We start from the raw sequence: 15,930 nt of genomic DNA, 5'->3' as shown, positions 1-15,930 counted from the left end.
AACATCAAGTGATTTTTATGTTTTCCAGCTAAACGTGTTCAATGAAAAATAAAGGCCTATTTGTATTGAGTTTTTTTGCTTTGATGCTCCTTGCTTTAGGCTTACGAACGTATCATATTGGCCATTTTGGTTTGTTTGGGGATGAGAAGCAGAGTATGCTCCTTGCTGTAGGAAACACTAATTTTGGTGGGATGACAGATATGCTTGCCCCACCTAAAACCTTTACTCCGGAAGATTTTTGGAAATCACGTGGGATTAAAGCTTGGTTGGACGCAGATGCACGAGGGGATGTTAGTGGTAATAGTTTAGTTCATGACATGATGCTCAAACTCTTTGCCTTTTTATTTGGTAAAGAGGATGGTGTCCTTCGCTCTGTTTCAGTCTTATTTAACATATTGACACTCTGGCTACTTTTTTATTGGGCCAGAAAAATACGACCTCAATCAAAAGGTTTCCCCATCCTCATTTTAGCTTTAGCTGTCATAGAGCCCTTTTTTGTGATTTATAGCCAGCAAGCAAGAAATTATACGACCAGCATATTCTTTTCTTCAGCCTCTAATTTTTATTTCTGGTCGGCCATACAAGCTGAAAACCAGCAAAAGAGCACACAAAAAAAATGGATCATGTGGATGCTTACGAGTTTGGCTGCTTTATTTAGTACCTACTTGACCGCCCTAGTTTTTGTAGGTCAAATGATCTTCTCTTTACAACAAAGAAATACCTGGAAATTCTGGCAGAAACATATCCTCTGCGGTGTGTTGGTCATCATACCCTTTGGTTTATGGATGATGTGGGGGCCAGGACAGTATTTTTTAGCTTACCAAGCAGATGCCGCTAAACAATACCGAGAATTTTTGGAGCATAGTAGCCCCATAGCCGGTTGGATCGAGCCAGCCAATGCGGGAAATTTATTTAAAAGAACTGTTTCAATTTTGTCTGACCAATTTTTTTGGACCAACGATTTATATGTGCGTCATGGATTTAAAATAGGAGCGGTTTGTTTACTGCTTTTTGGGACAGGGGTGTTTTCTTGGTTGAAGAGCTTACCCAAGGAAGCTCGTTCCTTGTATATCTTCGGAATCATTCAAATTGTATTTCCCATATTGGTATTATTCCTTTCGGCGGTAAATGCGGGTACCACCACAGGCTTTTTCTTACGATATGCTAGTTTTGGGCTACCATTTGGCCTATTTATTTCACTTGGATTGGCTGAGTATGCATTTCAACAAGCCATCTGGATAAGGATTGTAGCCGGTATATTTTTATTCATTCAAGTGAATTATGTAGTTCAACTCTTTTTACCACTCTATACAGATAAAGCGCAGAAATATACTTTTGCCCATGATAGAAGATCAAATCCGTATCTTGAAATAGCCAAAAAAATCAAACAACAATACCAACTAGGGGATACCGTGATTTATCCCTCAAAAATGAATAATTTTTTGAACTCAGCTCATTTGAAAGTTCGCACTGCAGATGTTAGTGATGCACAGTTAACCAATGTGTACTTTGAACCCACTGATTTATTCATTCAAAAAATAGATACCTTAATTCAAGATTCCGTGCTTTTAAAGAAAAAAAATGGCAGAAGATTGCTTATTTTTGACTTCAAAAAAGGGAAATATAGATATTAGACGCATGACAAATGGAATTCCCCAGGTATCCTTCGTGATTCCAGTTTATAACGAGGAAAGTAATTTACCTACCCTTGTAGAGCGATTGACCAAGATTATGGATCAATCCAACATTATACTAGAAGCTGTATTGATAGATGATGGTAGCCGAGATAATTCGCGTGCTATGTTGAAGCAATTAGCCTTAGCTGACCCTCGCTTTCATGTCGTTTTATTATCCCGTAACCATGGACATCAATTGGCATTAACAGCTGGATTATCCGTAGCGCGCGGCTCAGAAGGGGTATTTGTGTTAGATGGTGATTTACAAGATCCCCCTGAATTGGTAGAAGAATTTTATGCTAAACACCAGGAGGGATATGAGGTAGTTTACGCTGTTCGAGAGAAACGTAAGGAACCATGGTATAAACGAATGGCCTATTTTATTTTCTATCGAATTCTAAAGAAAATCGCCAATGTCGATATTCCATTGGATAGTGGGGATTTCTCTTTTATGGGAAGGAAAGTGGTTGATATATTAAATCAAATGCCCGAGGAGAGCAGATTTATTCGGGGTATGAGGACTTGGATAGGATTTAAGCAAGTAGGGATTTCGTATAACCGACAAGAGAGAGCATTTGGAGATTCCAAATACACCTTTTCAAAACTCGTACAATTAGCCTTGAATGGGATTTTTAATTTCAGCGAATTCCCTATCAAATTTGTCTCATCAGCGGGTTTTTTGGCCATTTCCTCTTCTTTGATTTACTTCTTTTATGTTGTTATTAAAAAATTATTCATTGGTCAAGTGATTGAAGGATTTACCTCGCTCTTATTCGTAATCATTTTGTTTGGAGGGATACAATTGTTGGCCATTGGGATATTGGGGGAATATATTCTACGTATCTTTTTCCAATCAAAAAGTCGACCCAATTACATCATTGACCAAGAAATTTGTGAAGGTAAATTAGTAAAATAAAACATATGAAAGAGCCAAGGTTGTTCTTGTTGCTGTACGGAATTGCCGCCTTCATGGATGTCATCATTCCTATGCTCTTTCCTTCTTTTGCTCACATTCGTTATGTAGCCAAACCAGCTCTTATGTTGTTGCTGATGGCCTACGTCTTTACATCAAACGATGTTGAGCGTAAACCCACTATTCTATTGGCCTTGTTTTTTGCTTGGTTGGGAGATGTGTTTTTGATGATCCCAGGTAGCAGTCCACTTTTTTTTCAATTAGGTCTTGGAGGTTTTTTAATCATGCAATGGATTTACATAGATATGTTTAGGAAACAAATTAGCAAAGTGTTGAGCCCCGTAAATGGGATGACCCTGATCGTTTCAATATATGTAATAGGCTTATTGAGTCTTCTTTTGCCCAGTATGAACTTGGCTTTAGCCATTCCTGTTATCATTTATGCCATTAGTTTAGGTACGATGCTCTGGTTTGCATCCCAACGAAAATCCAGCGTTTCTCGTTGGAATTATCAATGTATACTTAGTGGAGCCACCTTGTTTGTTGTTTCTGATAGTTTATTGGCTATAAACAAGTTTTATTATTCATTTCCAGGGAATTCCTTTTGGGTGATGTCCACTTATATTCTAGCCCAATTGTTACTCACGCAAGGTTTGGTTAAATTGCGCTCCTAATTAGATATTAATTTCATGCTTTCAACTGTTGAAACAACACCAGTCTTAGCTGAATTGGCTGAGAAAATTCAAGGATCATTATACACAGATACGGTCATGCGTACTTTGTATGCCACGGACGCATCCGCATATCGTGAAATGCCTTTGGGTGTTGTTATTCCAGAAACCAAGCAGGATTTAGAAACCATCATTCGATTCGCCGATCAGCATGCTTTGCCTTTGATTCCAAGAACAGCGGGTACATCTTTAGCTGGTCAAGTGGTAGGGAAGGCTTTGATTGTGGATGTGTCTAAGTTTTTTAATCGTATTTTAGAAATCAATCAAGAAGAGTCATATGTGTGGGTGGAACCAGGCGTAGTTCGGGATGTCTTGAATGTGGAATTAAAAAAGCAAGGTTTGTTTTTTGGGCCAGAAACATCTACAGCCAACCGTGCTATGATCGGTGGTATGTTGGGAAATAATTCTTGTGGTTCCAATTCCGTTGTATATGGTTCTACTCGTGACCATGTGCTGGAAGTAGAAGGGTATTTATCGGATGGGACTTTGGTCCACTTTAATTCAGAAAACCCTTTTGAAACCCTGAAAGGTCTGAATGAAGGTACTCGATTACACGATATCTATGCTAAAACATTGGAAGCTCTTTCTAATCCCCAAAGACAGCAAGAAATACAAGATGAATTTCCCAAACCGAGTATACATCGGAGAAATACAGGTTACGCAGTTGATATGTTATTAAATTCGGATGCTTTTGATTCCACGAAAGCTCCATTTAATTTTTGCGCATTACTGGCAGGCTCGGAGGGTACACTTTGTTTTGCTACCAAAATAAAATTGCATGTGGATAAGCTTCCTCCTGCTCATTTAGGATTAGTTTGTGCGCATTTTAATACCATTGATGAAGCTTTACGAGCTAATTTAATTGCTTTGAAATTTAATCCATCGGCCTCTGAATTGATGGATCACTATATTTTAGAATGTACCAAAGCAAATCCTGAACAAAGACAGAATCGTTTTTTTGTGGAGGGTGACCCAGGGGCTATTTTAGTAGTAGAACTACGTTCGGAAGACCCCAATGAATTAGCTGCACAAGCCAAGGAAGTTGAAAAAGCGATGTTAGCGCAGAATCTGGGTTATCATTTTCCTTGTGTCACAGGGGAAAATGTCAAGAAAGTGTGGGATTTGCGAAAAGCAGGCTTGGGTTTATTGTCTAATTTACCAGGCGATGAAAAAGCAGTAGCGGTCATTGAAGATACGGCGGTCGATGTGAATGATTTGCCTGCATTTATTGCGGAATTCAACGAAATACTTTCTGAAAATAATTTGTATTGTGTGCATTACGCTCATGCGGGTTCAGGCGAATTGCATTTAAGGCCTATCATCAATTTAAAGACACAAGAGGGGCATAAGATGTTCCGACATATTGCAGAGGAAATAGCCCGTTTAGTCAAGAAATACAAAGGTTCCTTATCAGGAGAACATGGAGATGGAAGACTTCGAGGCGAGTTTATCCCTTGGATGGTCGGTGAATCCAATTATCAATTGATGCGTGAGTTGAAATCATGGTGGGATCCCAAAGGGATTTTTAATCCCAATAAAATTGTGGATACTCCTCCTATGGATAGCTTTTTGCGTTATGAGGCTGGTCAAATAACACCCGAATTCAAAACGGCGTTTCGATACCAAGATCAAGATGTTTTGCAGCACGCAGAACAATGCAATGGTTCGGGTGATTGCCGCAAAACGCCCGTTTCTGGTGGCACGATGTGTCCATCTTTTATGGCAACTCGAAATGAAAAAGAAACGACGCGTGCCAGAGCCAATATTCTTCGTGAATTTTTAACCCGTTCACCTCAAGAAAATCGATTCGCACATGAAGAGATTAAAGAGGTTATGGATTTGTGCTTGGCTTGTAAAGGATGTAAATCCGAATGTCCATCCAATGTGGATGTGGCAAAATTAAAGATGGAGTTTTTATACCAATACCAAAAAGAAAAAGGATTACCTATTCGGAGTTGGTTAGTAGGTCACTTTTCAAGTATTTCATCTTTGGCCTCTAAAATTCCATTTGCTTATAATTTAGTCATGGGCACTCCGTTTTTACGTAGGATTGCTAATCAGATAGTAGGTTTTCATCCAAACCGTACCATGCCTTTATTAGCCAATCAAACTTTAAAAGCTTGGTTGAAAAATAGACCTAGTATTTCATCTAGCAAAGCTGTGTTTTTGTTTGTAGATGAATTTACTAATTTCAATGATGCCGAAGTGGGGCGTAAGGCAGTTTTGCTTTTGGAAGCATTGGGCTATGAAGTTAGAACATTGGATCATCCAATCTCAGGCAGATCATTTTTGTCAAAAGGAATGTTGGATGAAGCCAAGGAATTAGCTCAGAAAAATGTGGAATTATGGAGTGATTTAGTGAGCCAGGATGTGCCCTTGGTGGGTATTGAGCCCTCCGCATTATTAACCTTTCGGGATGAATATCCGGATTTAGTTTCAGAGGCTTGGGTAGATCGATCCAAACAATTGGCTAAAAATGCCTTGTTGTTGGAAGAATTTATTGCCAAAGAATTGGAGGCTAAACGGATTTCTACCAATCAGTTTACGCAGGAAAAGCGATTAATTAAATTACATGGACATTGCCAGCAAAAATCCATTAGCTCTTTAGTGCCTGCCAAGAAAGCATTATCCTTGCCAGCTAATTATGAAGTTCAATTAATTCCTTCGGGATGTTGTGGTATGGCAGGTTCTTTCGGATATGAAAAGGAACATTATGATCTGTCGATGCAAATTGGGGAATTGGTCTTGTTTCCAACAGTACGTGCGCAAGCACCTGAAGTGATTATTGCGGCATCCGGAACTAGTTGCCGTCACCAGATTCACGACGGTACGCAACGCAGAGCGAAGCATACCGCCGAAATCTTATTTGAGGCTTTGGTTTAGAAGCTTGGTTTTAAAATCTCCAGCGAACGAATGCTTCCATGGCTTCGTATTCCGCTAGTCCTAATTTATTGTAAATACTTGCTGTACCACGGTTTCGCTCTTCCGCTCTTTGCCAAAATTCGCGGGAGTCATCTCCTTGGAATACCACACCATCTTTTTGAGATTGGTGTTTAAAAATACCCATACGCTTTTGGAATACTTGATCGGGCGACATAGGTACAGCCATTTCAATTTGATCGATATCCCACTCAGCCCAAGCACCTTTGTAGAGCCATACCCAGCAATTTTTCATGTATTCACGGTGCTTCAAGCGCTGTACTGCCTCTAGGATGGCATCTAAACATACTTTATGCGTTCCATGCGGATCGGCTAAATCGCCTGCAGCATAAATTTGGTGAGGCTGAATTTCTTCAATCAATTCCATGATGATTTGTACATCTTCTTCGCCAATCGGATTTTTACGAACCGTACCAGTTTCATAAAATGGCATTTCTAAGAAATGGGTATTTTCTTTTTTAATACCTACAAAGCGGCACGTGTTTTTAGCTTCTCCTTTTCGGATTAACCCTTTGATTTCTCTCACCGAAGGAATATCAATTTCAGAATCACGTTTGCTTTTAAGGAAACGGACAGCCTCTTTATAAATCTTATTGGCTTTGGGATTGGAGTTTTCAAACTTTTCATTGAAATCAACGACAAACTCGGCAAAACGAAGGGCTTCATCATCCGCAACAGCAATATTGCCCGTCGTTTGGTAGGCCACATGCACATCATGTCCTTGGTCATGCAATCGCTGGAATGTACCTCCCATGGAGATGATGTCATCATCTGGGTGTGGACTAAAAATGATGACCTTCTTTTTCGCTGGGAAAGCTCTTTCTGGTCGATGGGTATCATCGGCATTGGGTTTTCCACCTGGCCAACCCGTAATAGTGTGTTGTAAGTAATTGAATACTTCTATGTTGATATCATAAGCCTGACCATAAAGTGATAGTAATTCTGAAAGCCCATGCTCATTATAATCCTTACTAGTTAATTTTAGAACAGGTTTATCCAATTGCAATGCCAAATGAGTTACCGCTTTTTTAATCATTTTACGATCCCAAATCACGGAATCTACCACCCAGGGTGTTTTGATGCGAGTTAATGCAGCAGCAGCTGTTTCATCTAAGATGAAAGTCGCATTGTTATGTTGCTGCAAATAAGACGCAGGAATATCGGAAGTTACCGGACCTTCGACGGCACGTGCCACACTTTCTGCTTTATGCTCACCCCATGCTAGTAAAATCACACGTTTAGCATGCATGATTTTATCGATACCCATGGTGATGGCCTTCTTATGTACTTTTTCTAGACCACCAAAATCAATCGCGGCATCGATTTTAGTACTGATATCTAAGGTCATCAAGCGGGTTTTAGAATTGATCAAAGAACCTGGTTCGTTAAAACCAATATGTCCGTTTCTGCCAATTCCCAATAATTGAAAATCTAAACCACCAAGTTTTGTGATTTTTTCATCGTAATCCCGACAAAATTCTGGAATTTTTTCAATGGCCAGTGTTCCATCAGGAATATTGATGTTATTTATGGCTATGTCGACATGATCAAACAATTGTTCCTTCATAAAGCGAACATAACTTTGAATGGCATCCGGCTCCATCGGGTAATATTCATCCAAATTAAAGGTGATTACATTTTTGAAGCTTAATCCTTCTTCGTTGTGCATACGAATTAATTCTTGATACACCTTTTTAGGTGATGATCCCGTCGCTAATCCTAAGACAGCAGGTTTCTTTTCTTTGGCTCTTTCACGAATCAATGAGGCAATTTCCTGTGCAACAGCTTTGGAAGCTTTTTCTGAATCTGAATAAATACGCGTGGGTACTCTTTCAAAACTAATGGCTTGTTCCATGGTAAAAAATTAAGGTTTAGAGGCTATGACGATTAAATCTAGTTCCAATATGTCAAACAATCGGAGAATGGTTTTGATAGCAGGATTTCCTTTTCCTAATTCAATGGAATGAATTGTTTTAATGGCAACTCCGCTTTTTTCACTCAATTCGTCTTGATTCAGTCGAAGTGCGCTTCTTTTTTCTCGGATGATTTCGCCAAAAATTTTCAAGTCCATCGATTTCTCTCTTGATTGTGATGTAAAAGTAGTATAAAAAATTAAAATAAAAACTAATCGGCAATATGTTACCGAAATTATTTAAAAAAATTAATTCGCTCTTATTTTCAGATTATCAGTTTTTGAAACTTTATTGTCACTTTGTAGGTTTATCTTTGTATTATTCAAAATACTCAAGTGTTCAATCATCTAATTCAATGAAATTTCGATATCTCATTAGTATTCTATTAAGTCTGTTTTGCAGTACATTATATGCACAAAAAGCTACTTTAAGCGGTTATATTAAAGACAGTTCCAATGGAGAAGGATTGATTGGAGCGAATGTATATGTAAAAGAGCTCAAGGTCGGAAATCAAAGTAATACCTATGGATTTTACAGTTTAACCTTAGCTCCAGGAGAATATACCTTAGTATTTTCTTATACAGGCTATGAGCGAGTCGAGAAGAAAATCCAATTTTCAAATCAGGCTCAGCAGTTTTCTATCGAATTAAAACCTGCCGATAGTGAATTAGCCGAGGTTCGTGTAACAGCCAAGGCTGTGGATGAAAATGTTAAGAGCATTGAGATGTCGGTTAATAAAATTGACATAAAAACGATCAAACGAATTCCTGCCTTATTGGGAGAAGTAGATTTGGTTAGAGCGATTCAATTATTACCAGGAGTGAGTACAGTAGGTGAAGGAGCCTCTGGATTCAATGTTCGAGGGGGAGGAGTAGACCAAAACTTGGTTTTGATGGATGATGCCCCGGTATATAACTCTTCCCACTTATTTGGTTTTTTCTCTGTATTTAATCCAGATGCAGTAAAAGACGTAAAGCTTTTTAAAGGAGGAATTCCTGCTCAATATGGTGGTCGCGTTTCTTCTATTCTGGATGTGAAAATGAAAGAAGGAAATACCAAAAAGTTGGAAGTGAATGGTGGAATTGGGGTTATATTTTCTCGTCTTTCCGTTGAAGCGCCCTTGATTAAAGATAAAGCATCATTTATCGTGGCAGCTCGCAGATCCTATATAGATATTTTGGCCAAACCTTTTCTTACTGGAAATAATGCAAATGCTCAATTTAATTTTTATGATTTAACTGCTAAAGTCAATTACAATATCAATTCTAAAAACACCGTGTTTTTATCTGGCTATTTTGGAAGAGATGTATTTGGTACTGGATTTGGGTTTAATTGGGGAAATGGGACTTTGTCTGCTAGATGGAACCACGTTTTCTCCAATAAATTGTTTTTAAACGCCACTAGTTTCTATAGTAATTATGATTATTTGTTGGATTCTGATTTAGAAAATAAAAGACCGAATGATTCCTTTCGGTGGACTTCCAATATTGTTAATTTAAGTTTTAAGCCAGATTTCACCTATTATATTACTCCAGACAATACCTTGACCTTTGGTGGTCAAATTCTATCTTATGAATTTAAACCTGGAAAGGCGGTTGCTTCTTCGATAGGTGAAAAAAGGGAGTTTGGTCAAGCCAATAAAAGAGGATTAGAAACCTCTTTCTACGTGGGAAATGAATTGAAATTTTCTCCAGATTTTTCAGCTCAATACGGGTTAAGATATTCCCATTATGATTATCAAAGTTTAGATGGGGAATATTACAATAGAATACCAGTACCGATGTCGGCGCAAAATCCTTCCGGATATGTGTTACAGATAAACAAAGTAAATCCAGATCAAGTTATTGCGTCTTATGGAAATTTTGAGCCACGTTTGGCTTTGAATTGGACCTTGAATGAGGCTTCATCGATAAAAGCTAGCTTCAATCGTTTATCGCAATATGTTCATTTAATGTCAAACACCGCTGCATCTACGCCATTGGATGTATGGACAAGTTCAACGAACAATATCAAACCTCAAATTGCCGATCAAGTAGCTTTGGGATTTTTTAAGAACTATGGAGAAAATGGGAATGATTATGAGGCTTCGGTAGAGGTATATTATAAAAAGATGCAAAATCAAATTGATTACGCAGACCGAGCTAATTTATTTTTAAACCCTTATTTTGAAAAGGATCTATTGTTTGGTGATGGACGTGCGTATGGATTGGAAGTTTTTGTAAAAAAGAATGTTGGTAAACTGACAGGCTGGGTGAGTTATACCTTAGCTAGAACGGAGCGTAAAATTGATGGTATTAATAATAATGAATGGTATACCAGTCGATACGATAGGACGCATACCTTAAATTTAATAGGTCAATATGCTTTAAATGAAAAGTGGTCATTTGGAGCCAATTTTGCCTATATCACTGGAGTTCCTTATTCTATTCCCATACAAAAATATGTGTATGAAGGTATCGCTTATCCGCAAACAATACCTGGAACTCGAGGCAATATTCGTGTACCAGATTATCATCGATTAGATATTTCTGCAACCAAGAAAAATAAGAAGGGCCTATTCGGAAAAGGAAGTTCTGAATGGGTATTCTCGGTATATAACTTATACAACAGGAAAAATCCTTTTTCAGTGTATACCCGGCCTAACGAAACAAACTCAGCCCAAACTGAGGCCGTACAATTATCTATTATTGGTTCATTCGTTCCAGCAGTAACGTATAATTTCTCGTTTTAATATGAAAATCAAAGCTATTTATATCTTCAGTATTCTTCTCACAGTAGCATTAAGCTCATGCGAGGATATAGTTCAGTTGGAAAGTCCTAAATCCAACAATTATTTGGTGGTTGAAGCCACTTTGACCAATTTACCTGGCCCCCAAAAAATCATGCTGACTAAATCTCAAGCCTATTTTGACAATACATCTGTACCTAAAATTAGCGGTGCAGAAGTCAAAGTTCGCGATAATATGGGTCAAGAATATGTTTTTGTAGAAGAAAAAGATCAGGCAGGAACTTATGTGTGGCAACCTAAAATAGCAACAGATATTTTAGGAAAAATGGGTATGACTTATCAATTATCTGTTAACTGGTCAAATGAACAATTTACTGCTTCAGCAACCATGAGGAGAGTGCCTACCATCGATTCTTTGTTATATCAATTTGATGAGGCTTCAGGGAGACAACGAGGTGACGAGAAGCCCAAGGAAGGTTATGATGCCCAATTCTTTGCTAAAGATTTTTTAGGTTTGGGGGATTGTTATCGTGTTAAAACCTATAAAAATGGTAAGTTATACAATGATCCATCCAATATATCGGTTATTTATGATGGGGCATTTCAACAAGGAGCGGCATCTGATGGCTTAACCTTTAATCTTCCTATTCGTCGGTCTATTTCACCCGAATTATATCTGGAAAATGATAAAATTAAGGTAGAATTGTATTCTATTTCTCAAGACCAATTTAACTTTTATTCTCAAGCTCGACTGGAATTAAATAATGCGGGTCTATTTTCAAGACCAGCAGCTAATATCCCTACTAACATTCAGAATTTGAATAGTAATTCATCCATACAAGGAGCAGGGTGGTTCGGCGTTTCAGCGGTTAGTGTTTTTGAAACGAAAGTTGACCCGAAGCTAGCTAGAAAAGGTTTGAAGTAATTATTCGAAATTTATATACAGCGTGACATTGTGGGTATTCAACCGGCTTACTTTGAAGTAAGGATTCGTGGTGATAGAAGGCGCCGAATATAAATTGGCAATGCCATGTGAAAATCTAATTTCAGGTGTAAACTTGAAATATTTAAAAAATCCTTCAAATCCGAAACCATATTCTAAAGCAAAATCCACCGTTTGAGCACTTAATGCGGCACTATTCTTTTTCACATTAGCTTCTACACCAAATTTTGTACCTGCTAAGGCATACATCCGATGGTTCATTCGTCGGATGGATTTAAACTTTAGTAAAACAGGGATTTCAAACCAAGTGGATTCTCTGGCTATATTGATATCTTCCGCTGGTTTAGGTTGGATAAAAGTGATATCTCGATCATAAAGGGCTATGTTGACCCCTGATTTTAATTCTAAAAAGCGATTGAAGGAATAATTAGCTAAACCCCCAATTTGAAACCCAAAATTTCTAGGTGATATACTTGGTGCGAGCGTTGGATCAGCCTCCATGCTAAAATTGCTAGAGCTTAAGCCAAAAAGGAATCCAAAGTGGACCCTTTTATCGTCATAATATTCATTATTGATGCGAATGTATTTATTCCCTTGGGCTAAAGAATAAAAGCTCATCATGCTGAAACCAATAAGTGCCAATAGCTTTTTCAAATTCCTATTTTGATTTTTGACCCAAATAAATAGAGCAGATTCCTCCTGTCATGGGTATCCATTGGGTATTTTTATAACCTACTTGTTGGAAAATATCCAAGAAGTTTTGTCCATCAGGAAAGGCTTGAACAGATTCTGGTAAATAAGTATACGCTGCTGGATCTTTGGAGATTATTTTCCCTAATAAAGGCAGGATGAATTTTGAGTAAAAAGCATATAACTGCTTCATTGGAAATTTTCTAGGATTTGAAAATTCTAGGATTAGGCAGTATCCACCAGGTTTTAAAACACGCAACATATCAGTCAAACCTTTTTCTAGGTTTTCATAATTACGCACACCAAAACTCACAGTAATAGCATCAAAGCTTTGATCCGAAAAAGGTAGTTTTTCTGAGTCGCCTAATTGCAAGTGAATTTTATCTTGTAATCCCAGTTTTTTGATTTTCTCGATACCGAAATCCAACATCCCTTGCGAAATATCCACACCAATAATTTTTTCTGGCTGAATCTTTAAGGCTTCAATGGCAAAATCACCTGTTCCCGTGGCAATGTCTAGCAAGGATTTAATACCCTTATTTTTTAACAAATTAATCGCTTTTTTTCTCCAGATGATATCGATTCCTCCACTAAGTAAATGATTTAAGAAATCATACTTAGGTGAAATGGAATTGAACATTTCTGCTACTTGTTCCTTTTTTCCTTGCGATTGATTTTTGTAGGGTACTACCATTGTCGATTGTTTGCTTTATTCCCAAACGTAAATTAGGGGCATTTGTTTCTGCAAATTACCAAAATTATTTGGTTAGCTGGTAGCCATTTGGAATACTGCTATCAATATCCACATGAGCGCAAAGCTGATTAACATCGAAAAATTAACCAATGCCCCCGCAATAGCGGTATCAAAGTTTAATTCATCAGAATAAGTAATGAGCGTCATACCCACAGGTAGAATGATGCAGATCAACATCATATTCCTAAAATGAGCATCAAACGGTAGGCTGTAATATAACATAAGGCCGATGGACAAACCCAATAGGTAGCGAATGCCTAGTACTTGAAAGACCTTAATAAAGGATTTTTTAGGCAATCTCACACTGAAATATATCCCCATTAATAATAATACTAAGGGCTTATTTCCTTGAGCAATGGTTTCCACGATGCTCGTAAGAAAAAGGGGTAATGGAACTTCCAGTAAATTTACAAGTAGTCCAATCACCATGGCTTGAAAGGGGAAAAGCGACATGATGCGTTTAAAAACATGCTTCCACATATTGCCTTTTTTGGCTTGAGCTGAGAAATAATTCCCCATTCCATAGGTTAAAATGAAATTGATAAACGAATTGCCAATATCAAACATCGCTGCATAAGTTAATCCTTTCCAACCCCAGATTCCTTCAATTAATGGGTAGGCAAATAAACCTAAATTATATCCTGAACATCCCATGGTTAAGATTCCCCGATATTCGGAGCCTTCTTTTTTGAAAATTTGAAAGCCCACAAAAGAACAAAGCAGAGCAAATAAGATACAAATTAAGGGAAGCCACAATAATTCATGGGAGAATTCGATCTTAATCATGGTACTAAATACCAAAGCCGGAAAAGTGGTATGCATCAAGAATTTCGAAATATTTTTAGCATCATGGGTAGTTACATAACCCAAACTTTTCAGCAAGTAGCCAATGGAAATGACAACGAGAGCTGAACCAAAAACAAAATTAGGCGAATTCATGGGTGCAATGGAGGCTTAGGTAAGGAAATACGAAACGTACTTCCTTTGTTTATTTCAGTAGATTTTAAAATGAGTTTGCCCTCATGATAATTCTCGACAATCCTTTTTGCTAAAGTAAGTCCTAATCCCCACCCTCTTTTTTTGGTGCTAAATCCAGGGGAAAATATTTTGGACATATTTTTATTGGATATTCCCTTTCCAGTATCAGAAATATCAATGTATATGAGATTATTTTTACCTTCTGTTAGGATAATTTGGATGTCTCCGCTACCACTCATAGCATCCACTGCATTTTTACAAATATTTTCGATGACCCATTCAAAGAGGTAGCGATTGACTTTTGCTACTTGATCTGGTGCCAGCATGCTAATTATTTCAATATGAACTTTGCTCGATATTCGATTTTTTAAATAGAGTAAAAAGGTGCTGATTAACTCTTCTAGATTCTCCTCTTTCAGAATGGGAGCCGATCCAATATTAGAAAAACGCGTAGTAATGGTCTCTAAACGTTGGATATCCTTGCTTAACTCAATTACAATATTGGGATCTATGCTGGGCTCATTTCTAAGAATTTCTACCCAAGCAGTCAGGGAAGAAAGGGGTGTTCCCAATTGATGAGCCGTTTCTTTGGCTAAGCCCACCCAAACACGGTTTTGTTCCGCTCTTCTAGAATAAGAGAAAAAGATGTATCCTAAGAAGCCAATAATTAAAACAACGAGAAGTTGTGATAGTGGGTAATACCTCAGTAATTTCAATAATTTCGAATTACCGTAATAAATATATTCTTTCTGAAAACCCATATCCATTTCTATGGGCTTGTTATTTTCTAAGATTATTTCATTTAACTTTTGTTTGAGTATATCCTGCTTCGCTTCAGTAGAAAGCTGGTTGGGCATGGGGATATTGATCGAATTCAAATGTCCAGAACCATCTTTCCATATTACCGGGATGGTATTGTTCTCATTGATTTTTTTAATCCTTTCAAAAAAGAAATTGATATCTGCATTCTCATCACTCGTCATTACATAGCGAATGGTCTCTGCATATAATTCGATTTGTTGCTTTTCTCTTTCCTCTAATTTAGTCACTAAACCGTCTGTAAAGTACAGGGAAAAGCCTGCCATGAAAACACAAACAGCAAAAAAAGCCACCTTAAGCCATGTATCGCGGTTGTAAAAGGCTAGAGGTAAGGAGACTTCTTTGAACATGGGGATATTTTTCGAACCTAAAAAAGGCTATTCATCACAAAATAGTCACCGTTTATCCAAAAATCAAAAAAAAGTTTCTAAGGTACTATGTAATGCAAAGTACCTTACGTAGTTTTGTATCACATTAAAACACAGGAACCGATGGATATTGAAAATGCCAAGGTGCAGATGAGGAAAGGAATTTTGGAATTCTGTATTCTGCAGATTATTTCGCGAGGCGAGGTTTACGCATCCAACATGTTGGAAGAATTAACCTCTGCAAAAATCATGGTCGTGGAGGGAACCTTATACCCTCTGTTAACCCGCTTAAAAAATGCTGGGTTTTTAGATTATAAATGGGTGGAATCTTCCTCAGGCCCGCCACGTAAGTATTACGTATTAACAGAAAAAGGAGGAGAATTTTTAGAAGAACTTCATTTAACATGGGATGAGTTACAAGGCTCTGTACTTCAAATAACGAACCCCACCACCCCCAATTCATAAATCTATCATTGT

13 protein-coding genes are annotated in these 15,930 nt (G+C 37.8%); 7 read left to right on the top strand and 6 right to left on the bottom strand.

Features of this window, described 5'->3' with window-relative positions:
- The first annotated feature begins 41 nt into the window (after positions 1 to 41).
- The 4 genes from G9H65_RS05570 to G9H65_RS05555 are packed head-to-tail and all read left to right on the top strand — an operon-like array spanning position 42 to position 6,203.
- A complete protein-coding gene (locus G9H65_RS05570) occupies positions 42 to 1,634 on the top strand; it encodes a glycosyltransferase family 39 protein (protein ID WP_166374362.1) in 1,593 nt (530 codons plus the stop codon).
- Positions 1,635 to 1,638: 4 nt separating this feature from the next.
- The gene (locus G9H65_RS05565) at positions 1,639 to 2,592 is read left to right on the top strand and encodes a glycosyltransferase family 2 protein (RefSeq protein WP_166374361.1); all 954 of its coding nucleotides are present in this window, start codon (positions 1,639 to 1,641) and stop codon (positions 2,590 to 2,592) included.
- A gap of 5 nt (positions 2,593 to 2,597) precedes the next feature.
- Complete coding sequence (locus tag G9H65_RS05560; protein ID WP_166374360.1) at positions 2,598 to 3,263, top strand: lysoplasmalogenase; 666 nt, start codon at positions 2,598 to 2,600, stop codon at positions 3,261 to 3,263.
- Between the two features lie 15 nt (positions 3,264 to 3,278).
- Positions 3,279 to 6,203, top strand: coding sequence for an FAD-binding and (Fe-S)-binding domain-containing protein (locus G9H65_RS05555; RefSeq protein WP_166374359.1), 2,925 nt, complete (start codon positions 3,279 to 3,281; stop codon positions 6,201 to 6,203).
- 10 nt (positions 6,204 to 6,213) lie between these two features.
- On the opposite strand, the gene nagB is transcribed toward G9H65_RS05555, so the two are convergent.
- Together nagB and G9H65_RS05545 are read right to left on the bottom strand one after the other, a co-directional pair.
- The gene (gene nagB, locus G9H65_RS05550) at positions 6,214 to 8,115 is read right to left on the bottom strand and encodes a glucosamine-6-phosphate deaminase (protein ID WP_166374358.1); all 1,902 of its coding nucleotides are present in this window, start codon (positions 8,113 to 8,115) and stop codon (positions 6,214 to 6,216) included.
- A gap of 9 nt (positions 8,116 to 8,124) precedes the next feature.
- Positions 8,125 to 8,331 (bottom strand): helix-turn-helix transcriptional regulator, encoded by a 207-nt coding sequence (locus G9H65_RS05545; protein WP_166374357.1) that lies wholly within the window; start codon positions 8,329 to 8,331, stop codon positions 8,125 to 8,127.
- A gap of 197 nt (positions 8,332 to 8,528) precedes the next feature.
- Here G9H65_RS05545 and G9H65_RS05540 point away from each other — a divergent pair, with 197 nt between their 5' ends.
- Both G9H65_RS05540 and G9H65_RS05535 read left to right on the top strand, forming a co-directional pair.
- A complete protein-coding gene (locus G9H65_RS05540; protein ID WP_166374356.1) occupies positions 8,529 to 10,904 on the top strand; it encodes a TonB-dependent receptor in 2,376 nt (791 codons plus the stop codon).
- A 1-nt stretch (position 10,905) separates the two neighbouring features.
- On the top strand, positions 10,906 to 11,826 hold the full coding sequence (locus tag G9H65_RS05535) for a DUF4249 domain-containing protein (protein ID WP_166374355.1): 921 nt from the start codon (positions 10,906 to 10,908) through the stop codon (positions 11,824 to 11,826).
- Here G9H65_RS05535 and porT read toward each other — a convergent pair whose 3' ends face one another.
- The 4 genes from porT to G9H65_RS05515 form a co-directional block, all read right to left on the bottom strand.
- Positions 11,827 to 12,498 carry a type IX secretion/gliding motility protein PorT/SprT gene (porT, locus tag G9H65_RS05530; RefSeq protein WP_166374354.1) on the bottom strand — a complete coding sequence of 224 codons (672 nt, stop codon included), beginning with the start codon at positions 12,496 to 12,498 and terminating at the stop codon, positions 11,827 to 11,829.
- Positions 12,499 to 12,502: 4 nt separating this feature from the next.
- Positions 12,503 to 13,228, bottom strand: a complete 726-nt coding sequence (ubiE, locus tag G9H65_RS05525) for a bifunctional demethylmenaquinone methyltransferase/2-methoxy-6-polyprenyl-1,4-benzoquinol methylase UbiE (protein WP_166374353.1) — start codon at positions 13,226 to 13,228, stop codon at positions 12,503 to 12,505.
- Between the two features lie 72 nt (positions 13,229 to 13,300).
- Positions 13,301 to 14,227, bottom strand: coding sequence for an AEC family transporter (locus G9H65_RS05520; RefSeq protein ID WP_166374352.1), 927 nt, complete (start codon positions 14,225 to 14,227; stop codon positions 13,301 to 13,303).
- Positions 14,224 to 15,435: a sensor histidine kinase gene (locus G9H65_RS05515; RefSeq protein ID WP_166374351.1), complete on the bottom strand. Its 1,212-nt coding sequence runs from the start codon at positions 15,433 to 15,435 to the stop codon at positions 14,224 to 14,226. Before G9H65_RS05515 ends, G9H65_RS05520 begins: the two co-directional genes overlap by 4 nt.
- Before the next feature lie 141 nt (positions 15,436 to 15,576).
- On the opposite strand from G9H65_RS05515, the gene G9H65_RS05510 reads away from it, so the two are divergent.
- Positions 15,577 to 15,918, top strand: a complete 342-nt coding sequence (locus G9H65_RS05510) for a PadR family transcriptional regulator (RefSeq protein ID WP_109323570.1) — start codon at positions 15,577 to 15,579, stop codon at positions 15,916 to 15,918.
- Positions 15,919 to 15,930: the final 12 nt, after the last annotated feature.

It is taken from the genome of Aquirufa ecclesiirivi (assembly GCF_011250515.1).
In the GTDB taxonomy this organism is placed as follows: Bacteria; Bacteroidota; Bacteroidia; order Cytophagales; family Spirosomataceae; genus Aquirufa; species Aquirufa ecclesiirivi.
The sequence above is the reverse complement of the archived record's forward strand: the minus strand, read 5'-3'. Positions and strand labels throughout refer to the sequence as shown.